Raw genomic sequence first — 24,911 nt, forward strand, 5'->3', positions numbered from 1 at the left:
GGTGCGCGCTCATTGCTGAAGGCCTTCGCGGGTAATCAGGATCGGGTAGCGATCAATCCCCAGCGCTCTCGCCAGATCATCACCGGCACCCAAGGTCATGGGTACGCCCTGTGCTGCCGCTACCGCGCTGCGGACATCCTCGGCCGTGTCGGCCTGCACCAGCATGCCGACAGCGCCCAGAGATTGAAGCGTGTTCCGATGATGCGCCAGCCATCGCAGGGACACCTCATCAGATCCCACCAGAAAAAAAGGGCGGGGATTGCCCTGCGCCAAACGCGCCAGCACCGAGGGCGCTAACTGACGACCCGCGATATCGCCGACCTGAAGTCCGGGCGACTGCACCGGCAGTAGAGTGCTGAGGTCTGCGGGTCCCAATGTGGATGCAGGCGCCAGGTTCTGGTTCTTTGGGCTTGCAGCGTCGGCTGCTGGCGGTTGGTTTGGGAACAGTGGTCTCAACAATGGCGCCAGCGGCCGCGTCTGGCGGCTGTCATAGATCACGGTCAGCTCAGCCAGTACCGTTGGAGCCAGCGTCAGGGACGCGAGTATCCCAAGCACAAGGTGCGGTCGAACCGGTTGCTTACGGGGCGCCATCAACCACCCCTTGCGGTTCATCGGTCAGTCGTAACCAGTGCGCCTGGACCCGCTGGCTGTAGCGCTCTGCGCGATGGGCATTGTTCGGGGCGTGATAACAACCGGCGCTGGGCAGCCAGTGTTCGTGCGCTGCCAGACAATCGCGCAGCAGCGCCGCGGCGACCCGCAGGTTGTGGTAGGGATCCAGCGCGGCCCAGCCCGAGCCCAGGACACTCTGGTGGTAGCGCCAACTGATCTGCATCAGGCCAATATCGACGGACGTCTCTGGACTGGCGAGAGCAGGTTGCAAGGCTTGCGAGGCTGCCTGACGTGTCGGGTAGTAACGTCCCTTGCCGTTGATATTGAGCGTCCAGGGCCAGGGCCTGAACGCGCCACCGCTGAATGCGCTTTGCCCACTCTCCGCCAGGGCCACGGCATACAGCAGCTTCGATGGCACTCCGGCTTCTTGCGCCACCTGCCGATACCCCACCGGCACCGACTGTGACTCGGCAGTCGCCGAACACGCGATCAATCCCAGAACGCAGACTACGGGCGACGGGATGACCAGCATCGCCCCCATCAAAAATGCAGCGCCGGCAAGGGCGCCAACTGCCCTTCCCGACGTACCACCAGTACCGGTAGCTGCTGCCCCTGTTGGCCCGTGTACGCAGTCACTTCGCCCAACGCGCCGGCGTCGATGTTCAGGGTCATTTTTTGCTCACTGACCCAGAGGGGATCGATCTGTTTCGAGGCCGCCCACTTGCGTATGTCATCTTCATCCCCGTCAGCGACATCGACCAGATACACATCGATACCGGCGAACTGCGTGATCTGGCTGACCAGGCGTTCCAGCACCGCATCACAGGTCGGACAGTGGGTATCCGCAAAGAACAGCACCCGATCGTCCGGGCGCCAGGCCCACTTTGCCGGCTCGACCTGATTCACCCTGACAGCAGCGAGGGCGTGAGAATCGATGAGCAAGCCGCCGGCGAACAGGCGCTGTTGGGCGTCGTCGTAAGCCCGCTGGAATGCCAGTATGCGTTCGGCATCATCACGCATCATGACTGCCCATTGCTCGGCGTAGCGCCGCCGCTCATCGTCATTGCGTGCATGAATACCCAGCACTTCGATGGGCGACAGCGTGGCGGGGCTCACGCTGCCCCGTATGCCTTGCATCAGAGACTGGTAGCGTTGCCACTCGGATGCGTCCAGCCCCCAGAGCTCGGCCCGCAAGGTCTTGGAATCGACCCGTTTCGTCGCCGACGTCTCAACGGACTGTTCGATCGATGATTTAAACGCAGCTGGATCGCGGGCTTGGCCCATGACTGGTATGGCGACGCAAAGACTGACTGCCAATGCGGCTCCGAACAGCCTCCGACAACACCTGGCGCAACGGCCGTTAACGATCATTACGGTTGACCTCTTGTTTGACTGTCCCGGAGAGGTCACGTTGGCTAATGCGGGCCCGCGTAGGGTCACACACGGGCACAGCGAAGCCCCTTCCTGGAGCCGGTGCATATTCTGGGGATGGAGGACCGGCTGACTGGGCGGCAATGTCCGCTTGATGCTCAGCGGGTTTGTCCCCGGCCCCCGCCACCAGGGCCGCTACCAGAACAACGGCGAAGATAAAGACGTCCATTACCGCACCTCTCCCATAGCAGCTGAATCAGGTGTTCCCGCACAGCGCTCGAAGGCCAGCAGGCGGTGAACCGGATCCTGAACCAGATGAAACGCGGGACCGACGATCAGCCCGATCACGGTTTGAAGGGGCATGGGTTCGAACCGGCGATGAACAGCCGGCAGCGGCAGCTCGAGCAGGGCCTTCACCTCGTCCGGCATGACAGAGACCGCCGCCAGGCGATACCCGGAATCACGCAACAACCAGTGCAAGGCCTCCCCGACTGTCTGTACGTCGACAGGAATGTCGATTGCGCTGGTCACGGCCAACAGATCCCACTGACCCTCTTTCGGCCCTGCGGCGAGAACGCTGTAGCGGCCAACCTGCGTCAATGCGCCAAGATCCCTCTCGGGCGGCGCTGCGGCCAAGGCCATACCGCTTGCGGCGGTAAGGCTAAAGCAGCGCAGCAGGCTCGGAAGGATGCGCGGTAGGCGTTGGTGTCTGGCGGAGAACATGTGCAGGCCTCGGGTATCATGATGGGCTTCATGATCACCACGCCACTGACGGACGTGAATCGCTTATCCAGGCAATACCTGTTGCGCTTGTTCGATGTGGCGCCTCGAGACCGGTAACTAGCGGCCCAAATACACCGCGCTGATCTGCTCGCGAACGTGGCCCAGCTCGCGACTGATGGTGAGGCGCGCCTGGTAATCCTGTTTACGCTGATCGACGGTTAGCTGGTTTGCTGTCGGTCCTCCCGCCGCCGGACACGTCCACCCGGTCAGGCGCTGGTACCGTGCCTGGGCGTACGCGTGGCGCAGCCCATGAAGCTTGGACAAGCCCGCGTGCGTGGTGTGACGTTCGTAGGTTCGCAGCTGCTGAATGTAGTTTTTTTGTGCTGGAATCAGGGAGCCGCTACCCGCCAATCGGCGTGCGCGCGTCAGTACATCGCGCTGCTCCTGGGTGAGCATGGGTATCACCCGCGCTTTGCCCCCTTTGGTCCAGGAGGCCTTCAAGCGAATATGATCGTCCTGATCCGCATAGGCGGGCACAAACTTGATCGCTTCCTCTCGGCGCAATCCGAACGCCCGCTGTAATTCCAGGCTCATGCGCACATGATCATCCGACACAGCGGACAGCGCCTTGTCATCAACCGCGACTGCCTTCGACGTGTTGCTGACGAATTGTCGATCGGGAATGCCGTAAAAGTCGTTGGACCGCGCGACGACATTGCGCCGATCCACCTTGGCGGCCCACCAGCGCAAGCAGTTCATGCGATTCTTGATGGTACCGGCCGCCATCCCCTCGCTGAGCCAGCGCTTCACCAGAGCATCCACGTGCTTGGGCTTGAGCGAGTGTGTTGTCATACGCCGATAGCCCATCTCCTGCAATTGATTGGCGATCTGGTTGAGCATCCGCGCCCGGTTTGCCTGGGTACTGTAGCTCCCATCCCGGTTGCGCTGACACAGCTGTTTCAATTGGTAGTTCAGGTCTCGCATCGTGTACGTTCCAGTCTGGTAAGTGTTTGTGACCAACCAGTAGGCACGTAGCCTGACCGGGTCCACCGAAGCGGAGGGGCCAAGGGACACTACTCCCGTTCGACCTGATAAGCCTGGTCGCAGGCAACCTGGCGGCTCTTCTGTCGAAGATGGTGCCAGGTGAACCAGTGGCTCGAAGAGCCAGCGTTGATGGTGATTACTTCACCTCCTGTTGAATGTCCGGAACCATCGGTCCGTGGGTTGAATGAAGCCGACTGTGTGACGGCGTATGGAAGGTCGACTGCTTGCCAGCCGGGTTAGACGCAGCGATTGCTGCACTGAAGTGGGGGATAACCCCCAGCGTCGAAAGGACCTTTGAAAAAGGATAAAACTAAAGCTCCTGTTTAAAGCGACGGGCGTTTAGCCCACCTGCGGTGAATTGAATCCGTCGATGCGACGGCGCGTTGAGTGTCGGCTGTTTGCCAGCCGGGATTGCACTGGCGGCTGCCAGCGTAAAGAAAGGAGGAACCTCCTGGTATTGAAGACGAGCTGCAGCGGATGCTGTGCGCCAGTAAAGCTCTGCTGGCGCGACTGCCGTTTGTGCCAGTTTGGATGGCAAGGGCGACCCCCTCATCCACGTTACCGCCGTGGCCGCGTGTGAAGCGATTGGCAACGCTCAGTCGCAGTCTAACCAGACCGAACTCGCCTGGAACGCATCAATTCGGGCGCTATCCGCTGTCGTTTCGGGCTCCGCCGCCCTCGTCACTACCCCGCTTCGCTCAGCAGTGACGAGGGCTTCGTGCGAGTCAATGCCCACGCCAGGTCTACGACCTGTCATGGCCATTGCGCAGCCAGAAATACTCAGGCCGCGGTGACACTGGAACCAGTGTCGAAGCGTCAGTTAGCAGCGGAGTCGTCTTTACGGGGAAAGCGGAATTGCCGGAACGGCGGGCAGGCAGGCAGGTTGGAGGTGCCACTTTATCCCAAGTGGCCAGGGCAAGGAGCCGAATTGCTCGGCGAGATTAATCTTCGTTTGGCAGCATGATCGTCACGACCGGTTCACCCGCATCGCCGGGACCCACCACCAGTTTCAGGCTGACCTCTTCCGCCTCCGTTGAATAGCCGTCTTTCGGTACCCGGTACAACGCGTAGGTCAGCCGATCGCCGGAGTCACTGGTTGCGTTGATCGCGTAGAACGCCATGAACAGCACATCCCACAACCGACCGGACTCGTCCTGGTAGACCTGCAAGCGGTTGTCCCGCTCCGTCCAGGCAACACAATCACACCAGGCAGCGTGACTGACGGCGACCGGCAACACGAATCCAGCCTCGCGCGCTGTCGGTGTGACATCGACCAACAGGCCATCTTCGATGGCCTGCTGACGGCTGTAACTTGCAATGACAGGGCCAAACACATCGTGTAGTGACTCGAACTCTGCATCTTTCATGGGGACTCTCCCTGAATTGTATAAAAAGGTCGGGGAGTACCGCCGCCCCACCGGGACGACTGTGACTCCCCGATGGGTTGAATGAATACCAGCTACAACAGGCCGCGCTCGGCGAACGACAGCGACTCGCCAGCCGTGACGATGAAATGATCCAGCACCCGTATATCCACCAGTGCCAGAGCATCCTTCAGGCGACGAGTAATGGCCTCGTCGGCATGACTGGGTTCAGCAACGCCACTGGGGTGATTGTGAAAAAACATCACCGCAGCGGCATTCAACGCCAGCGCTTGCTGTACCACCACGCGGGGGTACACCGCAGCGCCGTCGATCGTCCCCTGGAACAACTCGGCCGTTTCGATCACTCGATGCCGGTTGTCCAGAAACACACAACCAAAGACTTCGGCTTTCCGGTCCGCCAGCAGCATCCGCAAATAGTCACGGGTACGGCCAGGGGCGGGTAACTCGACGCCGGGTTGGTGCAGGTCCTGGAGTACGGCGAAGGCCAACTCCACGAGGGACTGACGTTCCGGGTCGTTGAGCGAAGCCAGCTTCAGCTTCGCGACACGGTTTTGAGGGTTCGCCTTGGCGGGCGATGATTTCGAAGCCATGACAGGTCTCCTTGAAAGTTGCGGGGAGACCGATCCCGCGAGGAATGGGTTCCTCGCGGGATTGCAAGATTGGCTACATCCGAAGAGGTAGCCAGAAGGTCGATTATCCGGCTGTCTGCTGGGTAGCAGACGGGGCTGTCAGATAGGGATGTCCGTCCACCTTGATCCATTGGAATCGCAGCAGGCGGGACTTCAGTCCAACACCGGTCATACCGGCCCGTTCGCCTTGTTTGAAGGTAAAGGTCTGAGCCTGAAGATCACTGAGATGAAATCCCACCAACACTTTCAGGCCGGCTTCGACCGCAAACGTCAACTGGCGTACCAGATCCTTCGCTTCTTCACCGACCACCACACATTCAAAGTAGGTGTGCTGGACGTTGTCGGCTGAGCCTCGAAGCGCGGCGATAGTGACACTGAGAAAGGGAGACCCGTTCTCCGGTGTCACCTCACGGACGCGATTGAGGTAACCAATACCGTGGATATCAAGATCGAAAAACTTCGGCTTTTCAGCGCTAGCTGTTCTCGTGGTCATAACACATTCTCCTTGAGCATAATGAACTGCCGGGGAATGCGACGCCCTGACGGGCATTGAATCCCGGCAGGGTGAGTAAACGTCGGGAGTGACCCCAACGGTGGATTGACGGCGTAGCCGCGGTATCGATTTCGCAATCCGACGATACCTGGTGTCACTGAGACCGCAGTGACCACGTGTGAAACCTTCAAAACCCGCGCTCCACGTCGTCGCAGACGAATTGCAGGTACTTGAGCATGCCCCTGGCGTTGGCAAAGGCGGCGTGGTCCGCAATGGTCTGGTTCGGAAACCAATTGCCGATATCGGCGGCGAGTGCGGCACTGCCACCACCGACAAACAGCACCTGATCGAGCTCGGCACCCAGCCCGAGTTTACGGCGGGTTTCACCGTACAGAAGCTCGACCAGTTCGCGTTTCGCCGTCGCGACCAAGGTCGAGATATCATGATCCCGACCGTGCAGGCGCAGTTGCTGGCGATCGACCGCCCTGGCAATGCTCTGCTCACCCAGCCCGGTCAGGTCGAATTGCTCCTGCACCAGATCCGCGACGCGGGATTTCAGGTGCAGCATGCCCCGGTTCAGAGAACCGGATGAGCCGTGCACGATGCCCTGGTCCTGCACCACCACGTAATCCGTCGTGCGGCCACCGATATCGACGATCGCAATGGGCGCGCTCAGTCGATCGGCGTCCAGGGTCACCCCGTCCGCCTGCAGGACAATGACATGGTCATACCATGCGGCAAGCGCTTCGGGGATCACCTCATGAAACGCAACGCTGACTTTCAACGTGGGCTTTTGTCGGCTTCGCATGGCCGAGCGCGGGTCGACGGTCAGCTTCAGACTGTCGCGCTTTTGGTCAATCCCGCCCTGGAGCAGCTGTCCGTCATTGCGGTAGTAGGCGCCGACCGGTAAACCAGTGACCAAATGAACCGACCGTCCCGAGAGCCCTGCTTCCTGCAGGGCGTGCTGCACAATCACGCGGTTGAGCGCAGAACCGGGGTACTCGTCAAAGCTGGTTTCCTCACCATCCACCGCGCCAACCGAGTAGATCGCACCGTCAGTCTCGTACTCAAAGATGCGTTGTTCCTGCGCTCGAATCCAGGTCACGCCGGCGGCGCCAATGCGAGCCCTGGACGGCACCGAGAACAGTCGCCCGTCGGCCAGGGCTACCTTGGTATAGGCATAACCATCATCTAACCCCACGGGACACACCGCCATTGGATCCGGCGGCGGTTCTTGTGAAGGTTCTTTCTGTGCCTGGTTGATTTGGCTGTTCTCGCTCACGCTTTTCCTCCTCAGAATCCGCCGGCTACGTCAGGCGCCGATAATGCTTTTCAGGTGTGCAAAGGGTTTGGCAGCGTTGGCGCTGCGGACCATGGTCGGCGCCTCGACAGAACGCCGGTCATCGGGTTCAGCGGGCGTTGCTGTACCACGGTGCTGAGCCTCGCCGCCCGATGGAGGCGTCCGCGCGGATGTCGCTCGATAGGGGTGTTCGAACACACCCTGTGGGCTCGGCACTGCGGCTTGCGACCTGAGTGCCTGACACTCTGCGCTGAATCCGGTCACCAAGAGATTCCTCAACCAGTCTCCCTGTCGCGGCTGCGGCAAGCGCTGCAGGCGATTCAGAATCACCGCCTCCAGGGGGACGCGAGTATCCAGGCAGACGTTCAGGCAGTGTTGTGTGGCTGCGAGCATCCGGCCTAGCCCTCCTTCTCCAGGGCGGTGTCGCCCACGCCATTCACCTTGAAGGTAACCGGCCGCAGACTCGGCAATTGCTCACCACAAAGCACTTCCCGGGGGACCTCGCCCATACAGGCACGCGCCTTCTCGGCCCGGGCCGTCCCCTGCAGCACGTCACGACGACAGACTTCCAGGCTGTGGTAACCCAACGGCAGGGCAAACACCCGCCGCAGCCAGCGGCCACTGCCCCTGACTTGCTCAGCCACATCGCCGGGCAGGGCGATGCCCAGATGCCGGGCTGTCAATAAGCTGCACATCAGGCGGTCATAATCCGCGAGCATTTGCGCCGCCCGAAACGCATAGGGATTGGCAAATTGCAGCGATACCCGGTGGGGACGGCTGGACTGGGCAGCACTGACCTCGAATGCATCGCTGCTGGCCAGCAGCGTCTCGATTTGCGCTTGAAGGCGATGCAGCCGTGACCGGGCATCGGCAATACTCTCTTCGACCTTGATCAACCACCAGTCCGCGAAGGGATCGTCGAGCCTGATCGCCTGCCATAGCACCTTCAGGCGGTCCGCGCACCCGACGAGCCCGATGATCGCGGGCTTTTCATCGCTGCCACGCCGCCCTCGGATGAGACTTTGCGCCTGGTAGGTCTGGACGTTGAGCCAAACCTCGCCCTGCAAAGCGCCTGGGCCCTTGTGATTGGCGTAGTCCAGCGGTTGGGTATCGGCGTGGGCGTCGTCACTGTTCATTGGCACCTGTCCTGTCGAATCCTCGAGATGCAATGAATCCACAGATACCAATTAGCAACCATCGACTATCCCACCGGCTGTCGCGGAGCTTTTGTGCGCTTCGCTGATGCACAGCGGTTCCACTGGAACCACGCATCGCACGCCGCCAGCGGTACTATCCGGTGCCCACGGGGATACGGGTTCGTCAGGTATCGTCGTCGGTGACGAAGGATTGGCGGAGCTTGGCCAGCTGCTCCAGGCCATAGTCTCTGGCGATTTCCCGCTGCCGGGCGCCGATCGCTTCCTGTTCGGGGTTGGGCGCTTGCGGGGGTGGCTGCGCTCGTGATGCCCGCGCTTCGGCCACTTTGATCCCCAGGTTGGGCACAAACTCGCTGCGCTGTACGGCCTTGCACAACGAGTGCAGGAAGCGAAGCTCGTCGTAGACGGGCTTCATGCCCTTTTGTTCAGACTCGAGCCGTCCTTGTAATTCATCCAGTACCTCCTGCCGCTCCTCCGGGGCAATCAGGTGGAGGTAGCGATCTGCCAACAGTTTCTGGTTGTCCGACAGCCTGGCGGGATAGATGAGGGGGGCATCGCCCAGCGATGAGGCCTGATTGGATAACGTGGTCTCATCGCTGTTGGAGTTTGTTGTCGTGGTTTTTGTTGTAGTTTTTTTATAATTACTACTACGACCACTACTGTAGTGCGTAGCTTTCACCGCCTTCGAATTTTGGTTGTGGCGAGAATTCGCTTCAGATCGACCCGCAGCGGGCCGTTTCAAGCGATTTACCGCCTCACCAGTAAAGGCGAAATAGCGACCGGTAGCGCCGGGCGTCTGGCCGGCATTGCGCACGACGCTCGCCGCGCTGATGCGCCGCTCAATGGGCGATTCGGATTCCAGTGGATACTCCTGCGTCCGAATGGACTCATCCAGGCTTGCCAGCACCGACTGAGCAACCGCGCGCACACGACCGTGGTGGTGTCGCTCCGATTGTTGGACAAAGGCCATATAGGCCACGTCGAGATGCAGGGCATCGCGCAGTGGCAGCGGCTCGTCGTGCAGAACGTAGATGTTCCCGGTGAATCGCCCGGATTTTTGCCGCGCCCTGGCGCACAGGGTCAGCCAGCGGGTCAGGCGCAAGATAGCAATGGCGCGGGCGACCGTCGATGTCGAGGCGATGTTGGTTTGGCTGGCGATGGTGTCGTAGTCGGGGAACGCGGTTCGGCTACCGGTCTCTCGAGCGTGGGACATGATGACCATCCACACCACCTTGTCAACCGGCTCGAGAATCGGATCCTGAATGACCAGAGTCGGGATCGACTGGTGCCAGTTCCCCAGAAACAGCATGGCTTCCGGAGGGGCTTGCTCGCCCTCCCCGACCAGACCGGCAACCGTTGCCTTGATCAGTGCGTCGAGAGCAACGGTCTCCGGTCGCAGCAGTGACTCTTCATGCGCCATTCTCGACGACCTGAGTGGCACCGGGATTCACGGGGTCGCCGTACACCTCCCAACGCTGCACCAGCGCCCAAATGGCCCGCAGCCCGATACCGGTCTCCTGGTGGAGCGCGAGATAGTCTGCTGCGGTCAGCGGACTATCCGCTCGCGCTTCTACCCTGTCCTGCCAGGCATGCCACAGGGTATGGGTATCGCTCTCGTCCAGCTCAGCCGGTCTACCGACGGCGGGCTCGAGCGTCAGCAGTCGACGCCAGCGCGTGTATTCCCGGGAACTCATCCCAAACAGCTGCTGCATCATGGTCAAGGGCGCATCGGTGACGAGTAGGCTGCGCTGCAGCTCTTCGGACTCACGCTGATGACGCAGGTGGGTCAACATCGGCCAGAAGACCTCTCTGTTGAGGTCGATCTTGAGGCAATGCACACGCAGAACATCGGCGCGATACAGATCCGCCAGGTTCATCTCCCGTAACGCGTCCAGCTCCTTGGGACCAAAGTTCATGCCACGAAGGGCCTGTTGATCCCCCTCCGCCAGGCAGCGCAATGCGTAGAGCAACACCGCCGTGGTGAGATCCGCTTCCTTGTTGGAGGACATCAGCGCTCCCCTGCTCCCCAAAGATCATGGTTCCGCTCATTGGCCAGCCGCTTCAGTGCGCGATAGGCCTCCATCATCTGCAACAGCAGTTGCCAGTCTTCGGGGTTGAGTTGTTGCCACAGCTGGCAGCCGAGCTGTCCGGGATCCAGGGTCCAGACGCTACTGAACAACAGATCCGCATCATGCGACGCCATCGCCTGGCGCAAAATCGAAGGTTCCTCAAGGAACGCCAGCACGACGTCAGGCGGCGCCGCTGTCACCTCGGCACAGGCGGCCAATTGCCACCACAGTGCCGACACCAGGCCCAACATCTCCTGGTCCAGCGTTTCTGTGAGCTCTGAGGGTGGGACATCCGTTAACAGAAAACCCATGCCGATATCGGCAAGGACCATAATCTGGCCGCCGAGACCGTGGTGCTCCGCCAGGCGTGTTGCTGTTGTAGAGATCCGGCTACGCAATGCCGCGATGTCCATTGCGTCTGGCTTGCTCGGTGTGCGCGAGGATTTACTTAGGCTTAGCGTAGGCGTGGCATTGGATCTTTCATCGTCAACGGCGCCCTGCGCCTTCTGGCCCTGCGTTGCTGTGGGCACAGAGGAGGTGGTGGCAATCGGGGATTCCGCTTCCGCGGCACTGGCGTTGCCTGACGCGCTACGCGGACCCGGCTGCACGCTCTCAGGCTCGTCGACTGGGACAAAGCCGTGCTCAACCGTTCGGCCCGCCAGGCAGGCCTCGATCTCGAGCTGAATGACGTGCTCGCTCTGTTCGGCCGCCACCGCGATCTCATGTTGCAGCGCGGTGTACAACGGCTGCACGTCCCATTCAGCACCGTCATAGCGTCGGCACAGCTCGGCAAAAACCGCGTTGAACTCGCCTTCGTCGCCCAGCTCGCGCTGTATCCAGAGCTGCCGCGCGGCCCGCTCCAGCGACCGGATCTTTTCGATCTGGGGCCGCCCCAGCCCGGCGTTGAGTGCCAGGGGCATAACCGGCCAGAGCGTGTGGACGGCATAACCCATCTTCGAAATGGTGCTGTGGCTGAGGCTGAATCCGCGCTCACGAAACAGCGTTTCCAACTGCCGTTGTGATAATCCGTCAGTGCCCAGTTCCGCTTCCAGGAGCGACTTCGCCTCAAATACCGCGTGGGCCTTGTCGATAAATGGCAATCCGCCTCGGAGCTCATTCTCCCGAAGGTGTGCGAACAGCACTGACGATTCCTGCGACCAGGGTCGAATCACACACTCCACCCAGTAGTAGCGCTCGTTGGCAGTCTCTTCGTACAGCTCTTTCAGGATGCGCAGCCGCGTATTGCCACCGCTATGCAACACGTAGTCGGCCATGCCCGGTTGTTGGGTGAGCACCAGAGGCTGATCCAGCCCGCTGTCGCGGATGGATGCTTTGATGCGGTCGTATTCGGGGTTTTGCTGGCGGCGTGGATTTTTGCCGTAATAATGAATGCGGTCCACTGCCACTCGCGTTACGCCCGGTGCGTCCTCGGTGGAACCCTCCGTCGTGGCCACGGGCTTACGCTGCGCCATCATCTTCGGCCACCGTCAGCGGGCCTTTATCGTCGTCACCAGTGCCTGGGTAGAAGATTTCAGGGTGACGAACCATGGACGCCCGCGGTACCGCCTGGAGTCTTCCGCCGGACGATTTGGCCACCTGCCGGGTCGATTTCTCAATCTGTGTGGCTAACAGCGGACTGGCGTAGCGGTGATTGCCCGCGATCTGATAAAGGTAGGAAACAGAGTTGTTGCAGGCCGTGGCAACTTCTGCTCGCTCCCTCTTCGTTGCCATCTTTAAGAAATACTTTAGCTCCATGCGAATATACATTAGCACCGAGCATATCAACGCTCAACTTTTGATGCTAATTTTTTATTTATCATTATGCTAAATATTGCTAAACTTCCTTACATGACTAGAAAGCACAGCCCCATTCGGCTCAAAAACCTCGAGATCCTCATTCGCGAAGCGGGTTCGGCAGCGCGCCTGGCCCGTGCCGCAGAGACCAATAGCTCCTACCTCAGCCAGGTACGCAATCAACTGCCTACCCAGAAAGGTACCCCACGCAGTATCGGTGATGATCTGGCCGCCAAGTTGGAAGCGGCCATGAAGAAGCCGCCCGGCTGGATGGATGTAGATCACGACACCCAAGCTTACGGCGCCGGTGACGGGCCCAATCTCAATAACCATCACCGCCTGATTACGTGGGATCAGGTGGGGAAAAATCACGGTAAGAACCGGGTCGAAAATGAGTCAGCCCCCTACGTCACCGAGCTTCTGATTTGCCCCGTCAAATGCAGTGAAGAGACCTTTGTGCTGCGAGTGCGTGGCGCCAGCATGGAACCGAAGTTTCGCGAAGGCGAACTGATTTTTGTCGATCCCCTGGCGCCGGTCAGTCACGGCAAATTTGTCGTCGTTCGTCTCGAAGCAAGCGGGGAAGTAACGTTCAAGCAGTGGATCGAAGAGGAAGGGAAACAGTATCTCAAAACACTCAACCCGGATTGGCCTGATCGTATTATCAAGGTGGATAGGAACACCACCGTGTGCGGTGTCATCGTTTTCAAGGGTGAGGCGCTCTAATGCCTTCGCCCCACTCACATAGAGAATGGATTTAATCTAGGGTGTTCGGCGGCGCAATTGTCTAACGTGGCGGTCCCAGTCTGCCTTCAGCTCCACAGCCCCACTCTGATGGATCAAAGCGTTTATCTCCATGCTAAACATTTTCCTCTGCCATTATGATTTGCACGGTGCTAACGTTCTAGCACTTGGCAACCCCAAGACTCTGACACATGCAGTCTGGAGCAAGAGTGAGAAATGGACGATGAACACCCTACGCGGCCCAGAAAAACCTTAATCAACCGAAAAACCTTACTGGGTATGATTCCGCTTTCTGATCGCGCCATCTTCAATATGGAGAAACGCGGTGACTTCCCGCGCAGAATCGTGCTGACGAGCCGCAATGTTGCCTGGGATCTGGCTGAAGTAGAAAAGTGGATCGAATCGCGCAAAGACTCTGAAGAGCAACCTATTCGACCAGGAATTCCCTCTAACGTTTTACGTTAGTCCACTCGTCAATCATATTTGCCCAATCCTGTAGCATCGCCGTCCGCTGTTCCCTGTATTCGGCTTTGTTATAAATTGCCCGCACTCCTCTCTGCTCATGAGCAAGGCACTTTTCAATCCAATCGGTGTTGTAGCCGGCTTCATGCAACAACGTGCTGGCCGTACGACGCAGATCGTGCGGACCAAACTTCCCAAGTTGCTCTCCATCTTTTTGTGCGGCCTGATACGTCAGAGCAAGAACTCGATTTAACGTCGCGGCACTCATAGGCAAGTCCGAATCATACCGAGAGGGAAGCACGAACTCTGAGCCGCCTGCGAATGTCTTGAGTGCAATGAAAATATCCAGCGCCTGACGGGAGAGATACACCATGTGCGGATTCCGCCGTTTCATACGCTCTTTTGGAATCGTCCAAAGCGCTTCGCTGAAATTAATCTCCACCCAGGTAGCGTTAGATAACTCCGACTTTCTCACCATGGTCAGCAGCAGCAACTTGATAGCAGCTCTATACTGCGGTGATGTGCCGACGCGATCCATGTATCGATACATCAAACCAATTTCAGCAGGACTCAATGCTCGATCTCGAGGCTCAAACGTGGCGATACTGCTTGGGCGAACCATCGCAGCGGGATTTTCTGCTTTTTGTCCACGCTCGATCGCCCAGCGATAAACCTGGAATACCACTTCTCGTGCGTGAACAGCGGTTGCTGGCGCTCCTCTCTCGACGATGGCATCGGTCACCGCTCGAAGATCTTCGTGGGTGATCTCAGACAATTTCTGATTACCAAAGCGCTTCTTCAGTTCTCGGTTATAGACTGACTTGCGCATGTCTCGTGTCGAGTCAGCCATCTGATACCCGCGCATCCATTTTTCAGCCCAAGCACCAAAAGTCTCCGCCCCCTTCACACGCGTCTTATCACGCGCCTTTTCTCTTGCTGGAGACTTGCCTGCCGCAATCATTTTTTTGGCTTCGTTAAGACGCTCTCGTGCCTCCGCGAGAGTAATGCCGCCAGCACCGTAGCGACCGATCGTCAACGTCTCCTGACGGCCACTAATGGAGTAGTTGTGCCTGAACGAGATTGTGCCTGCCGGGGTAATTGCTACGTAGAGGCCATCCCGGTCGTTGACTTTGTAGAGCTTGTCCTTGGGTTTCAGATTTCGAAGCTTGGTATCGGTCAGCATGGCTGCCCTCTCTTTTTCGCCCTTGATACCATGAACAAACACGGCATCTTTAAGTCAATTATTTCCTTTAATATCAGATAGTTAACGTTTTTCTATACCATGAATCCCTGAAATTTCATGGTATGGTATTTCGTTGAAGTTGTGGTATGAGCTCGGACGATACCATCAAACATACCATGAAAAAAGTCTGCTTGACGGTGCTAGAGGGTGCCTGGCATTGCCAGGCTTTTTCGAGAAAAACCCATTTTTATCAATGGGTTATAATTGAATTACTGCTTGTTGATACCAGTCAGTGCCAGACGCGGAATCATTCCCACTCAATCGTCGCCGGCGGCTTGGAGCTCACGTCGTAGGTTACGCGGCTCACGCCGGAGATCTCATTGATGATGCGGTTGGAGACTTTCTCCAGCAACTCGTAGGGCAGGTGTGCCCAGCGGGCGGTCATGAAGTCGACGGTTTCCACGGCGCGGATGGCGATGACGTACTCGTAACGCCGGCCGTCCCCCACCACGCCGACGGACTTAACCGGCAGGAACACGGCGAAGGCCTGGCTGGTTTTGTGGTACCAGTCGGCGGCATGGAGTTCTTCGATGAAGATGGCATCGGCGCGGCGCAGCAGATCTGCATATTCTTTTTTCACTTCGCCCAGGATGCGCACGCCAAGCCCCGGCCCCGGGAAGGGGTGGCGGTAAACCATGTCGTAGGGCAGGCCAAGCTCCAGGCCGATCTGGCGCACTTCGTCTTTGAACAGTTCGCGCAGGGGCTCTACCAGTTCCAGCGCCATGTCGTCGGGCAGGCCACCCACGTTGTGGTGTGATTTGATCACGTGGGCCTTGCCGGTTTTGGCGCCGGCGGATTCGATCACGTCGGGGTAGATGGTGCCCTGAGCCAGCCATTTCACATCGGTGATTTTGGCGGCCTCTTCGTCGAACACTTCGATGAAGGTGTTGCCGATGATCTTGCGCTTGGCTTCCGGGTCATTTTCGCCCGCCAGTTTGCCCAAAAAGAGCGCTTCCCTGTCGGCGCGGATGACCTTCACACCCATATTGTCGGCAAACATTTTCATGACCTGGTCACCTTCGTTCAGGCGCAGCAGGCCGTTATCCACGAACACGCAGGTGAGCTGGTCGCCAATTGCCTTGTGCAGCAGGGCCGCCACCACAGAGGAATCGACACCACCAGAGAGGCCGAGCAGTACCTTGTCGGTGCCGACCTGCTCGCGCACGCGCTGCACGGCGTCTTCAACGATATTGGCCGGGGTCCACAGGGCCTCGCAGCCGCACTGCTCCAGCACAAAGTGCTCAAAAATGCGCTTGCCCTGCAGGGTGTGGGTCACTTCGGGATGGAACTGGATACCAAAGAAGGGCTTGCTCTTGTGGGCCATGCCGGCAATGGGACAGGAGTCGGTCTCGGCGATCAGCTCAAAATCCGGCGGCAGCACGGTGACCTTGTCGCCGTGGCTCATCCACACGTCCAGCAGGGCAGTGCCCTGGTCGGTAATGTGGTCGCAGATGTCGTGCAGCAGGCCGCCATTGCCCACCTGGCGAATCTGGGCGTAGCCAAATTCGCTGGTGTCGGAGGGGGTCACCGCGCCGCCGAACTGCTCGGCCATGGTCTGCATGCCATAGCAGATGCCAAGCACCGGGATGTCCAGTTCAAACACCAGTTGCGGGGCCCGCGGCGAAGCATCCGCGGCCACGGATTCGGGGCCACCGGAGAGGATGATGCCGCTGGGCGCGAAGTCGCGAATCTCGTCGTCGCTCATGTCCCAGGCGCGAATTTCGCTGTACACACCCACTTCCCGCACGCGACGGGCGATGAGTTGGGTGTACTGGGAACCGAAATCGAGAATGAGGATTCTGCTGGCGTGAATGTTGGCGGTCATGTTGATCCTGTTCAGTCTGCGGCGCCCCCGCCGCGGTTAAACCAGAGCGGGGCCCGAAGGCCCCGCACCGTGTTCTGTTTAGCGCACCGGGTAGTTCGGCGCTTCCTTGGTGATCGATACGTCGTGCACGTGGCTTTCCGACATGCCGGCGTTGGTCACCCGCACAAATTCCGGTCGGGTGCGCATCTGGTCCATGGTGGTGCTACCGGTGTAACCCATGGCGGAGCGCACGCCCCCCATCAGCTGGTGAATGATGGCAGACACCGGCCCTTTGTAGGGCACGCGGCCTTCGATGCCCTCGGGCACCAGCTTTTCGGCGCCCTTGCTGGCGTCCTGGAAGTAGCGGTCGGAGGAGCCCTGGGTTTTGGACATGGCTCCCAGCGAACCCATGCCGCGGTAGGCCTTGTAGGTACGCCCCTGGTACAGCTCCACCTCGCCGGGGGCCTCTTCGGTGCCGGCGAACATGCTGCCCATCATCACCGCGTGAGCGCCGGCGACGATGGCCTTGGCAATGTCACCGGAGAAGCGAATGCCGCCGTCGGCAATCACCGGGATGTCGTGTTCCTGCAACGCCTCAATCACGTTGGCAATGGCGGTGATCTGCGGCACGCCGGTGCCGGTGACGATGCGGGTGGTGCAGATGGAGCCGGGGCCGATGCCCACCTTCACGCCATCGGCGCCAGCCTCCGCCAGGGCCAGGGCGGCGGCGCCGGTGGCGATATTGCCGCCGATCACCTGGATGGACGGGTATTCCGCCTTGATTTTGCGCACCCGCTCAATCACGTTGCGGGAGTGGCCGTGGGCGGTGTCCACCACCAGCACGTCCACACCCGCACGCACCAGGGCGGCCACGCGGTCGTCGGTGTCGGGGCTGGTGCCGACCGAGGCGCCTACGCGCAGCTGGCCGTAGGAGTCCTTGCAGGCGTGGGGGAAGCTTTCGGCCTTGTCGAAGTCCTTGACGGTGATCATGCCGCACAGGTCAAAGTTGTCGTTCACCACCAGGATTTTTTCGATGCGGTGCTGGTGCAACAGGCGCTGCACTTCCTCGGCGCTGGCGCCCTCCTTCACGGTGACCAGTTTGTCCTTGGGAGTCATGATGCTGGAAACCAGCTTGGTGGGGTCGGACTCAAAGCGCACGTCGCGGCGGGTGACGATGCCCACCAGATCCTCGCCGTTCAGCACCGGCACGCCGGAAAAACCGTGGGCGGTGGTGAGTTCGTGCAGCTCGGCAATGGTGGCGTTCTGCTGAATGGTGATCGGGTCCTTCACCACGCCACTTTCGAACTTCTTCACCCGGCGCACCTGGTCGGCCTGCTCGGCGATGGTCATGCTCTTGTGGATGATGCCGATGCCGCCCTCCTGGGCCATGGCAATGGCAAGGCGAGCCTCGGTGACGGTATCCATGGCGGCAGACACCAGGGGGATGTTAAGCTCGATCTCCCGGGTGAGGCGGGTCTTCAGCGACACATCGGTCGCCACCACCTCGGAGTAGCCCGGAACAAGCAGAACATCATCGAAAGTCAGGGCTTCCTGGGCAATACGCAGCATAGGGTTGCTCTCCGGCTGGCGGGTGAAAGTTAAACGTGCAATTATAAATCCTCCGCCTCCCCCAGGTAAACAAAAGTAAGCGCCTCCCCTTGTGTCCAGTACCCGCTTTCCCCCCCAATTCCCGTCGTCCGGCGCACCCGCCGACACAGCCACCCGGCCCGAACCCGCCACACTCACCGTAACCCAGCTCAACAGCCAGGTGCGGCGCCTGCTGGAGTCGAGCTTTGACTTCGTGTGGGTCGAGGGGGAAATCAGCAACTTTGCCGCTCCCTCCTCCGGACACTGGTACTTCTCGCTGAAGGACAGCGGCGCCCAGGTGCGCTGCGCCATGTTTCGCAACCGCAACCAGCGGGTGCGCCTGCAACCGAAGAACGGCGACCACATTCGCCTGCGCTGCCGGGTATCCCTGTACGAGGGCCGCGGCGAATTCCAGCTGATCGCCGAGTTTATGGAACCCGCCGGGGCCGGCGCCCTGCAGGCGGCCTTTGACCAGCTCAAGGCCAGGCTGCAAGCCGAGGGCCTGTTCGCACCGGAGCGCAAACGCCCCCTGCCCACGCCCATTCACCACCTGGGCATTGTGACCTCCCCCACTGGCGCCGCCATTCACGACATGCTCACCGTGCTGGAGCGGCGCTGGCCGGCCATGCGGATTTACCTGCTGCCGGTTGCTGTGCAGGGGGTGGCCGCGGCGGGGGAGATTGCCGCCGCCATCAAGCGCGCCAACCAGCTGGCCGCCAGCGGTGAGGTGCCGCTGGATGCCATTATCGTCGGCCGTGGCGGCGGCTCCCTGGAGGACCTGTGGGCCTTCAACGAGGAAGCGGTGGCCAGGGCCATTGTCGCCAGCGCCCTGCCGGTAGTCAGCGCCGTGGGCCACGAGGTGGATTTCACCATTGCCGACATGGCCGCCGACGTGCGCGCCGCAACGCCTTCGGCGGCGGCGGAGCTGGTCAGCCCCGATCGCGAGGAGTGGCTGGCCCGCCTGCAGCAACTGGAAGGCCGCCTGCAGCGCGCCATGGCCCACAGGCTGGCCGAGGCCCAGGGCCAGCTGGTGCAAATGCGCAAGCGCCTGCGCCACCCCGGCCAGCAATTGCGGGAGCAGGCCCAGCGGCTGGACGATCTGGAACAGCGCCTGGTGCGCGCCCAGCGCCACCAGTTGCAGCGCCGCCGCGCCGAGCTGGCCCTGCTGGAGAGCCGCCTGCAGGCCCGCTCTCCCCTGGCCCGCCTGCGGCAGCTGCAGCAGCAACTGGCTTTGCTGGAACAGCGCCTGCAGGGCGCCATTCAGCGCCAGCTGGGGCGGGCCCGCGACCGCCTGGGCCAGCTGGGTCAGCTGCTGGATTCGGTGAGCCCCCTGGCCACCCTGGGCCGGGGTTACAGTGTGCTGAGCAGCGAGACGGGCGGGGTGATCCGCAATGCCGATGAGGTGGCGATTGGCCAGCGCCTGAACGCCCGGCTGGCCCGGGGCCGGCTGGCGCTCAGGGTGGAGAGCAAAAGCCTTGAGGAGACGGCGGCGCCATCAGATGCCGATGACGGCCACCAGGATCAGCACCGCCGTGAGTGAGGCGGTGCCCAGCAGAACGGTTTCTGCCACGTCGTATTTTTGCGCCATGGTGCGCCCTCCCGCCGCCTGATACAGACAAGCCTAGCAAGGCGCGGCAATGCTGCCGGGATCTTTGGGTGAAGAATTGCCGCCGGTGCCGCCTTGACAGCGGCGCCCGCGGAGACGGTCAGTACTTCGCCGGTAAGCGAGTATTAATTATGATGTGGCGTCCCTCGAAGCGGATGTACTCGCCGATGGTGAGATCCTTGAGGATGCGCGCCACCATCTCGCGGGAGGCGCCAACGCGATCGGCGATATCCTGCTGGGTGAGCTTCTCGGGAATGTAAAGGGTGCCATCGCCGCGCTCTTCCGACAGGTCCATGAGCACATTGGCCACCCGGCCGTACACATCCTGCAGGGCCAGGCTTTTCACATCCGCAGTGAGCTTGCGCACACGCTGGGCCAGGTTGCGAATCAACTGTCGGGAGATGTTCGGGTACTGGTCCAGCACCCGGTTGAAGTCTTCCTTGTAGATGATGCAGAAGCTGGACTTCTCCACCGTGCGCACGGAGGCGGAACGCACCGAGTCATCAAGCAGGGCCAGCTCGCCGAAGTAATCGCCGGCGCCCTGGGTGTTCATGATGAACTCCTTGCCGTTCTTGTCGCTGCAGTACACCTTGACCTTGCCGCTCTCGATAATGAACAGCGAGTCTGCCGGATCGTTCTCGTGGATCACCACGGTATTTTTGGGGAACGATCGGCTGGTACTGCTGGATGACAGTGCATCCAGTTCTTCCCGAGACAACCCCTGGAAGATTTCTACTTGTTGCAACATGCGTTCTGTACCTGCCCCGTGATTAGCCTTGTCCCTTAAGCTACGCCGCCAATAGTAACCCAAACTTTGCGGGATGCGCACCCGTAGGGTCCAAAACGCGGCACAGTTGTTGCCGCATTGTTACTGTAACGAATGAATTGGCCGTTTCCACACTCCCCTGGCCCTCGTTATACTCGCCCCACACCCCCAAGCAGACCCGAACCCCCTGTGACCAGCACTTTGCAACAGGCCGCCATACTCTGGAGCGATGCCCTCCTGCGTACGTTGATAGAGCTGCGCGCCCTGTATGAGCGCGACGGCCCGACCCTCAACGACATGGCGCAGGAGGACTTCGGCAAGCTGTTTATTGCCGGCGAGCGCCTGGAGCGTTGCCTGGGCGCCGGGCAGGACAGGGAGGCGCGCCACGAGCTTATGAACGTGCTGGCCGCCATCCGCGGCTACGCCGAAATGCTGCAGGAGGACCTCGCAGCCAGCCACGGCGAACTGTCCGACTCCCTCAGCCGGCTGCTGAAGGCGGTGCAGACCGCCGACGCCGGGGGCGAAACCTCCTCCCGTGGCCGCAGCGCCAGCGTCACTTCCGAGCCGGGCTTTATCCTGGCCGTGGACGACCGCCAGGAAAACCGCGAGCTGGTGGCCCGCTACCTGTCACGCTCCGGCCACCTGGTGGTGACCGCCGCCAGCGGCGAGGAAGCCCTGCGCACCCTGGAGCAGGCCGACGTGGACGTGGTGCTGCTGGATCTGGTGATGCCGGGCATGGACGGGCGCGAAGTGCTGCGACGCATCAAGGAGCACGAAGACTGGCGCGCCACGCCGGTCATTGTTATCTCCGGCCACCAGGACATGGAGGACATCATCGAATGCATTGAAGCGGGCGCCGACGACTACCTGTTCAAGCCCTTCAACCCGGTGTTGCTGCAGGCCCGCATCAAGGCGGGCATCGAGCGCAAGCGCTGGCACGACCGCGAGGAACTCTACCGCCAGCAACTGGAGCGCAACGAGAAGTTCATCCGCGCCACTTTCGGCCGCTACCTGTCGGACGAGATCGTCACCGACATCCTGGAGCGCCCCGAAGGCCTGGAACTGGGGGGCGATTTGCGGGAGGTGACCATCATGATGTCCGACATCCGCGGCTTCACCACCCTCAGCGAGCGGCTGCCCCCCGATGCGGTGGTGAAAATGCTCAACCGCTACCTGGGCACCATGACCGACATCATCATGGCCCACCAGGGCACCATCGATGAATTCCTGGGCGATGCCATTCTGGCCGTGTTCGGCGCGCCACTGGCACGGGAGGACGACGCCGACCGCGCCGTGCGCTGCGCCCTGGCCATGCAGGCGGCCATGGCGGACATCAACGCCCAGAACCGGGCCGAGGGGCTGCCCGAGGTGGAAACCGGCATCGCCCTCAATACCGGCGTGGTCATTGCCGGCAATATCGGCTCCGAGCGGCGCAGCAAATACGGCTTTGTGGGCCACCCGATGAACGTCACCTCGCGCATCGAGGACCACTGCGCCGGCGGCGAAACCCTGATCTCCCGCAGCACCCTGGACAAACTCGACGGCCACTACCGGGTGGCCGAGCCCCTCACCCTGAAAGTGAAAGGCATCGACCAGGAAGTGGAAGTCTATCGCCTGCAGGGGGATGCGCCATGAGCGCCGCGCGCCCCGTCCTGCTGGTGGAGGACAACGAACTCAACCGCGACATGCTGGTGCGCCGCCTGAAGCGCGCAGGCATCGCGGTGATCAGCGCCGGCGACGGGGCCGAAGCCCTGCGGCTGATGGCCGAGGAGCAGCCGGCGGTGGTGCTGATGGACATGAACCTGCCGGTGATGGACGGCTGGACCGCGGTGCGCACCGCCCGCGCCGATGCGAGCCTGTGTGATATCCCCATCATCGCCCTCACCGCCCACGCCATGGACGCCGACCGCCAGAGCGCCATCGACGCCGGCTGCGACGACTACGCCACCAAGCCCATCGACTTCCCCGGCCTGCTGGCCAAAATCGAGAAACTGGCCAGCGCATGAGTCTTCGCCGCCGACTGACCCTGTCGCTGTTTGCCATCCTTATCCTGTTTGCGGCCAACGTGGGCACCCACTTCTGGGGCAGCTACGCGCGAAACGAGAGCATGATCGCCTACCGCAACTCGGTGAATGCGGCGCGCCTGTCCACCGACCTGGAACAGCAGCTGGACAACCAGCGCCAGCAGATTCTGGTGCTGGCCACCCTGCGTGAAACCACCGGGGAGCCATTGGAGGCCCAGGAGCTGGCCCGGGCCGAGACCGACATTGCCGACATTCGCGGCAAGGTCAGCCAGCTGGGGGAACTCAGCCACGAAGTCACCCAGCTGCATTTCCAGAAGCTCAAGGACAGCAGCGACGACCTGCTGGATAGCTGGCTGGCCTACTACCGCAACTACAACGACGCCAATTACCAGGCGGACATGGACGACCCCATCCCCTACCTGGAGGCGGTGCAGCGCCTGAAGGAGCTGGAACAGCGCCAGGCCTTTATCTCGGTGCAGCGGGCCAACGTGATCGACCGCACCATCGCCCTCACCGACCGCATTACCGTCATTGGCTTTCTCGGCTCCATCCTGCTCACCGCCATCCTTGGTTTTTTCCTGGTGCGCTACACCAACCGCTCCCTCAAGCGGCTGAAAACCGGCACCCAGCGCATTGGCAGCGGCGAGCTGAACTACCGCATCAACAATATCGATGACAGCGGCGAGCTAGGCGACCTGGCCCAGGCCTTTAACGACATGGCCGACAAGTTGCGCAAGGCAATCTACGAGGTGCGCCAGGCCAAGGAGGATGCCGACGAGGCCAACGCCGCCAAGAGCATCTTCCTGGCCAATGTCAGCCACGAGTTGCGCACCCCGCTGAACGCCATCATCGGCTACAGCGAAATGCTGCACGACGAACTGGACGACGACACCGAGGTGGACCGGGCGCAGTTCCAACGCGACCTGGACAAGATCGTCCTGTCCGGCCGGCAGCTGCTGTCGCTGATCAACGACATTCTCGATTTGTCCAAGATCGAAACCGGCAAGATGGACCTGCACAGCGAGCAGTTCAGCCCGGCGGAGGTGCTGCAGCAGGTCTGCGACTCCATCCAGCCCCTGCTGAAAGAGCGCAACAACACCCTCAGCCTCACCGGCCTTGGCAAGTTGCCGCTGCTGCACAACGACGCCACAAAATTCCGGCAGATATTCATCAATCTGCTCAGCAACGCCTGCAAATTCACCGAGAACGGCGACATCAGTGTCAGCGCCGCCCCGGTGGAAGGGCGCGAAGGCTGGTACCAGTTCGGGGTCAGCGACACCGGCATCGGCATGGATGACGAGCAGCAGGCAAGGGTGTTCGAGGCCTTTGTGCAGGCGGAATCATCCACCAGCGCCAACTACGGTGGCACCGGCCTCGGCCTGGCCTTGTGTCGGGAATACAGCGAGTTGATGGGGGGCGGGATCAGCGTGCGCAGCCAGCCCGGCCAGGGGGCGACCTTTACTGTCGTGCTCCCCGCTGACCCAGCGTCAGTTCGCGCAGCCGCTTGAGGGCTTCCTCGCGCTTCTGCAGGTCTTCCTGCAGCATGCTGTTATTGCTTTCCAGCTCCGAGATGTGGCGGTCCATCATGGCGAAGGACTCCAGCGCATCGCGCATGATCAGGCTGGTGGGATGCACCTTCATGTCCGGGGTCAGTTCCTTGTTCAGGCGGCGCCAGCTCTTGCGCGACGCCTCCGGGTCCAGAAAGGGGCTGCTGGACACCATGCTGACAAAGGCAATACCAATGCCCGCTTCCCACTCCGCTTCCGGCGAAGATTCCAGCCGCTGGTAACGCTGGAAGTACTTCACCGCCTCGATGTGATCCCCCCGGGATAGGGCGTCGTAGCCGCGCTCCAGAAAGGTCTGGTCGCGCGTTGCGGCCTGCGCTTCGCTCCCACCGCAGTCGCAGGGCGCCGGGGCGGCCTGCTGCGGCAGGTTGAGGGTCAACTCCGGCACTGTTTGCGCGTCAGTCGGCGCCGCCGCGCTGACGGGTTGCTCCGGCACCGGCGCGCAGGCCGCCAGGCCCGCGCTCAACAGGACAATCGGAAGGGTTCGCGAAATCAGTTGCGGCATCGCCTTGGGTCAGGTTGGAAAGTGGCCACAGTGTAGC

General features: G+C 61.0%; 25 protein-coding genes. 6 read left to right on the forward strand and 19 right to left on the reverse strand.

Annotated features, from left to right (window positions below; all coding sequences use genetic code 11):
* Positions 1-9 precede the first annotated feature (9 nt).
* From DDZ17_RS08165 to DDZ17_RS08230, 14 genes are all read right to left on the reverse strand, one after another.
* Entirely contained in the window at positions 10-498 is a 489-nt protein-coding gene (locus DDZ17_RS08165; RefSeq protein WP_241505823.1) for a PFL_4695 family integrating conjugative element protein, read from the reverse strand.
* Between the two features lie 79 nt (positions 499-577).
* The gene (locus DDZ17_RS08170; RefSeq protein ID WP_241505824.1) at positions 578-1,150 is read right to left on the reverse strand and encodes a transglycosylase SLT domain-containing protein; all 573 of its coding nucleotides are present in this window, start codon (positions 1,148-1,150) and stop codon (positions 578-580) included.
* The gene (locus DDZ17_RS08175) at positions 1,150-1,893 is read right to left on the reverse strand and encodes a TIGR03759 family integrating conjugative element protein (protein WP_116366187.1); all 744 of its coding nucleotides are present in this window, start codon (positions 1,891-1,893) and stop codon (positions 1,150-1,152) included. The genes DDZ17_RS08170 and DDZ17_RS08175 overlap by 1 nt, the downstream gene beginning before the upstream one ends.
* A gap of 315 nt (positions 1,894-2,208) precedes the next feature.
* A complete protein-coding gene (gene pilL2, locus DDZ17_RS08180) occupies positions 2,209-2,703 on the reverse strand; it encodes a PFGI-1 class ICE element type IV pilus protein PilL2 (protein WP_116365657.1) in 495 nt (164 codons plus the stop codon).
* A 117-nt stretch (positions 2,704-2,820) separates the two neighbouring features.
* Complete coding sequence (locus DDZ17_RS08185) at positions 2,821-3,687, reverse strand: phage integrase N-terminal domain-containing protein (RefSeq protein WP_116365659.1); 867 nt, start codon at positions 3,685-3,687, stop codon at positions 2,821-2,823.
* 1,001 nt (positions 3,688-4,688) lie between these two features.
* Complete coding sequence (locus tag DDZ17_RS08190; protein ID WP_116365661.1) at positions 4,689-5,114, reverse strand: DUF6573 family protein; 426 nt, start codon at positions 5,112-5,114, stop codon at positions 4,689-4,691.
* 92 nt (positions 5,115-5,206) lie between these two features.
* The gene (locus DDZ17_RS08195; protein ID WP_116365663.1) at positions 5,207-5,722 is read right to left on the reverse strand and encodes a JAB domain-containing protein; all 516 of its coding nucleotides are present in this window, start codon (positions 5,720-5,722) and stop codon (positions 5,207-5,209) included.
* Between the two features lie 103 nt (positions 5,723-5,825).
* Positions 5,826-6,254, reverse strand: a complete 429-nt coding sequence (locus tag DDZ17_RS08200; RefSeq protein WP_116365665.1) for a DUF3577 domain-containing protein — start codon at positions 6,252-6,254, stop codon at positions 5,826-5,828.
* Positions 6,255-6,441: 187 nt separating this feature from the next.
* Positions 6,442-7,536 carry a ParM/StbA family protein gene (gene parM / locus DDZ17_RS08205; RefSeq protein WP_241505825.1) on the reverse strand — a complete coding sequence of 365 codons (1,095 nt, stop codon included), beginning with the start codon at positions 7,534-7,536 and terminating at the stop codon, positions 6,442-6,444.
* A 416-nt stretch (positions 7,537-7,952) separates the two neighbouring features.
* Complete coding sequence (locus DDZ17_RS08210; RefSeq protein WP_116365667.1) at positions 7,953-8,690, reverse strand: PFL_4669 family integrating conjugative element protein; 738 nt, start codon at positions 8,688-8,690, stop codon at positions 7,953-7,955.
* 184 nt (positions 8,691-8,874) lie between these two features.
* Positions 8,875-10,128, reverse strand: a complete 1,254-nt coding sequence (locus tag DDZ17_RS08215; RefSeq protein WP_116365669.1) for an STY4528 family pathogenicity island replication protein — start codon at positions 10,126-10,128, stop codon at positions 8,875-8,877.
* Positions 10,118-10,717 carry a DUF2857 domain-containing protein gene (locus tag DDZ17_RS08220; protein ID WP_116365671.1) on the reverse strand — a complete coding sequence of 200 codons (600 nt, stop codon included), beginning with the start codon at positions 10,715-10,717 and terminating at the stop codon, positions 10,118-10,120. Before DDZ17_RS08220 ends, DDZ17_RS08215 begins: the two co-directional genes overlap by 11 nt.
* On the reverse strand, positions 10,717-12,252 hold the full coding sequence (locus tag DDZ17_RS08225; protein WP_206613482.1) for a ParB family protein: 1,536 nt from the start codon (positions 12,250-12,252) through the stop codon (positions 10,717-10,719). The genes DDZ17_RS08220 and DDZ17_RS08225 overlap by 1 nt, the downstream gene beginning before the upstream one ends.
* Positions 12,236-12,532 carry a hypothetical protein gene (locus DDZ17_RS08230; RefSeq protein WP_206613483.1) on the reverse strand — a complete coding sequence of 99 codons (297 nt, stop codon included), beginning with the start codon at positions 12,530-12,532 and terminating at the stop codon, positions 12,236-12,238. The genes DDZ17_RS08225 and DDZ17_RS08230 overlap by 17 nt, the downstream gene beginning before the upstream one ends.
* 93 nt (positions 12,533-12,625) lie before the next feature.
* On the opposite strand from DDZ17_RS08230, the gene DDZ17_RS08235 reads away from it, so the two are divergent.
* Entirely contained in the window at positions 12,626-13,294 is a 669-nt protein-coding gene (locus DDZ17_RS08235) for a S24 family peptidase (RefSeq protein ID WP_116365673.1), read from the forward strand.
* 234 nt (positions 13,295-13,528) lie between these two features.
* Positions 13,529-13,777: a helix-turn-helix transcriptional regulator gene (locus DDZ17_RS08240; protein WP_116365675.1), complete on the forward strand. Its 249-nt coding sequence runs from the start codon at positions 13,529-13,531 to the stop codon at positions 13,775-13,777.
* On the opposite strand, the gene DDZ17_RS08245 is transcribed toward DDZ17_RS08240, so the two are convergent.
* From DDZ17_RS08245 to guaB, 3 genes are all read right to left on the reverse strand, one after another.
* A complete protein-coding gene (locus tag DDZ17_RS08245; protein ID WP_116366193.1) occupies positions 13,761-14,957 on the reverse strand; it encodes a tyrosine-type recombinase/integrase in 1,197 nt (398 codons plus the stop codon). The genes DDZ17_RS08240 and DDZ17_RS08245 overlap by 17 nt on opposite strands.
* 307 nt (positions 14,958-15,264) lie before the next feature.
* On the reverse strand, positions 15,265-16,842 hold the full coding sequence (gene guaA, locus DDZ17_RS08250; protein WP_116365676.1) for a glutamine-hydrolyzing GMP synthase: 1,578 nt from the start codon (positions 16,840-16,842) through the stop codon (positions 15,265-15,267).
* 78 nt (positions 16,843-16,920) lie between these two features.
* Complete coding sequence (guaB, locus tag DDZ17_RS08255) at positions 16,921-18,390, reverse strand: IMP dehydrogenase (protein WP_116365678.1); 1,470 nt, start codon at positions 18,388-18,390, stop codon at positions 16,921-16,923.
* A 91-nt stretch (positions 18,391-18,481) separates the two neighbouring features.
* On the opposite strand from guaB, the gene xseA reads away from it, so the two are divergent.
* Positions 18,482-19,948, forward strand: coding sequence for an exodeoxyribonuclease VII large subunit (gene xseA / locus DDZ17_RS08260; RefSeq protein WP_116365680.1), 1,467 nt, complete (start codon positions 18,482-18,484; stop codon positions 19,946-19,948).
* Between the two features lie 166 nt (positions 19,949-20,114).
* On the opposite strand, the gene DDZ17_RS08265 is transcribed toward xseA, so the two are convergent.
* Positions 20,115-20,762 (reverse strand): Crp/Fnr family transcriptional regulator, encoded by a 648-nt coding sequence (locus DDZ17_RS08265; RefSeq protein WP_116365682.1) that lies wholly within the window; start codon positions 20,760-20,762, stop codon positions 20,115-20,117.
* Positions 20,763-20,969: 207 nt separating this feature from the next.
* Between DDZ17_RS08265 and DDZ17_RS08270 the strand changes: the two genes are divergently transcribed.
* From DDZ17_RS08270 to DDZ17_RS08280, 3 genes are read left to right on the forward strand one after another with little or no spacing between them, the layout of a single operon-like run.
* Positions 20,970-22,415, forward strand: coding sequence for an adenylate/guanylate cyclase domain-containing protein (locus DDZ17_RS08270; protein ID WP_241505826.1), 1,446 nt, complete (start codon positions 20,970-20,972; stop codon positions 22,413-22,415).
* Positions 22,412-22,786, forward strand: a complete 375-nt coding sequence (locus DDZ17_RS08275; protein WP_116365686.1) for a response regulator — start codon at positions 22,412-22,414, stop codon at positions 22,784-22,786. Before DDZ17_RS08270 ends, DDZ17_RS08275 begins: the two co-directional genes overlap by 4 nt.
* On the forward strand, positions 22,783-24,312 hold the full coding sequence (locus DDZ17_RS08280) for a sensor histidine kinase (RefSeq protein WP_116365687.1): 1,530 nt from the start codon (positions 22,783-22,785) through the stop codon (positions 24,310-24,312). Before DDZ17_RS08275 ends, DDZ17_RS08280 begins: the two co-directional genes overlap by 4 nt.
* Here DDZ17_RS08280 and DDZ17_RS08285 read toward each other — a convergent pair.
* Positions 24,263-24,874 (reverse strand): hypothetical protein, encoded by a 612-nt coding sequence (locus DDZ17_RS08285; RefSeq protein ID WP_241505827.1) that lies wholly within the window; start codon positions 24,872-24,874, stop codon positions 24,263-24,265. The genes DDZ17_RS08280 and DDZ17_RS08285 overlap by 50 nt on opposite strands.
* Between the last annotated feature and the right edge of the window lie 37 nt (positions 24,875-24,911).

It is taken from the genome of Parahaliea mediterranea (assembly GCF_003402235.1).
Lineage (GTDB): Bacteria > Pseudomonadota > Gammaproteobacteria > Pseudomonadales > Halieaceae > Parahaliea > Parahaliea mediterranea.

Coding starts and splice junctions, on each gene's coding strand:
- DDZ17_RS08170 (WP_241505824.1), bottom strand. CDS start 1,150: ATGGGGGCGATGCTGGTCATCCCGTCGCCCGTAGTCTGCGTTCTGGGA.
- DDZ17_RS08175 (WP_116366187.1), bottom strand. CDS start 1,893: ATGGGCCAAGCCCGCGATCCAGCTGCGTTTAAATCATCGATCGAACAG.
- pilL2 (WP_116365657.1), bottom strand. CDS start 2,703: ATGTTCTCCGCCAGACACCAACGCCTACCGCGCATCCTTCCGAGCCTG.
- DDZ17_RS08185 (WP_116365659.1), bottom strand. CDS start 3,687: ATGCGAGACCTGAACTACCAATTGAAACAGCTGTGTCAGCGCAACCGG.
- DDZ17_RS08190 (WP_116365661.1), bottom strand. CDS start 5,114: ATGAAAGATGCAGAGTTCGAGTCACTACACGATGTGTTTGGCCCTGTC.
- DDZ17_RS08195 (WP_116365663.1), bottom strand. CDS start 5,722: ATGGCTTCGAAATCATCGCCCGCCAAGGCGAACCCTCAAAACCGTGTC.
- DDZ17_RS08200 (WP_116365665.1), bottom strand. CDS start 6,254: ATGACCACGAGAACAGCTAGCGCTGAAAAGCCGAAGTTTTTCGATCTT.
- DDZ17_RS08210 (WP_116365667.1), bottom strand. CDS start 8,690: ATGAACAGTGACGACGCCCACGCCGATACCCAACCGCTGGACTACGCC.
- DDZ17_RS08215 (WP_116365669.1), bottom strand. CDS start 10,128: ATGGCGCATGAAGAGTCACTGCTGCGACCGGAGACCGTTGCTCTCGAC.
- DDZ17_RS08220 (WP_116365671.1), bottom strand. CDS start 10,717: ATGTCCTCCAACAAGGAAGCGGATCTCACCACGGCGGTGTTGCTCTAC.
- DDZ17_RS08225 (WP_206613482.1), bottom strand. CDS start 12,252: ATGATGGCGCAGCGTAAGCCCGTGGCCACGACGGAGGGTTCCACCGAG.
- DDZ17_RS08230 (WP_206613483.1), bottom strand. CDS start 12,532: ATGGAGCTAAAGTATTTCTTAAAGATGGCAACGAAGAGGGAGCGAGCA.
- DDZ17_RS08235 (WP_116365673.1), top strand. CDS start 12,626: ATGACTAGAAAGCACAGCCCCATTCGGCTCAAAAACCTCGAGATCCTC.
- DDZ17_RS08240 (WP_116365675.1), top strand. CDS start 13,529: ATGGACGATGAACACCCTACGCGGCCCAGAAAAACCTTAATCAACCGA.
- DDZ17_RS08245 (WP_116366193.1), bottom strand. CDS start 14,957: ATGCTGACCGATACCAAGCTTCGAAATCTGAAACCCAAGGACAAGCTC.
- guaA (WP_116365676.1), bottom strand. CDS start 16,842: ATGACCGCCAACATTCACGCCAGCAGAATCCTCATTCTCGATTTCGGT.
- guaB (WP_116365678.1), bottom strand. CDS start 18,390: ATGCTGCGTATTGCCCAGGAAGCCCTGACTTTCGATGATGTTCTGCTT.
- DDZ17_RS08265 (WP_116365682.1), bottom strand. CDS start 20,762: ATGTTGCAACAAGTAGAAATCTTCCAGGGGTTGTCTCGGGAAGAACTG.
- DDZ17_RS08275 (WP_116365686.1), top strand. CDS start 22,412: ATGAGCGCCGCGCGCCCCGTCCTGCTGGTGGAGGACAACGAACTCAAC.
- DDZ17_RS08280 (WP_116365687.1), top strand. CDS start 22,783: ATGAGTCTTCGCCGCCGACTGACCCTGTCGCTGTTTGCCATCCTTATC.
- DDZ17_RS08285 (WP_241505827.1), bottom strand. CDS start 24,874: ATGCCGCAACTGATTTCGCGAACCCTTCCGATTGTCCTGTTGAGCGCG.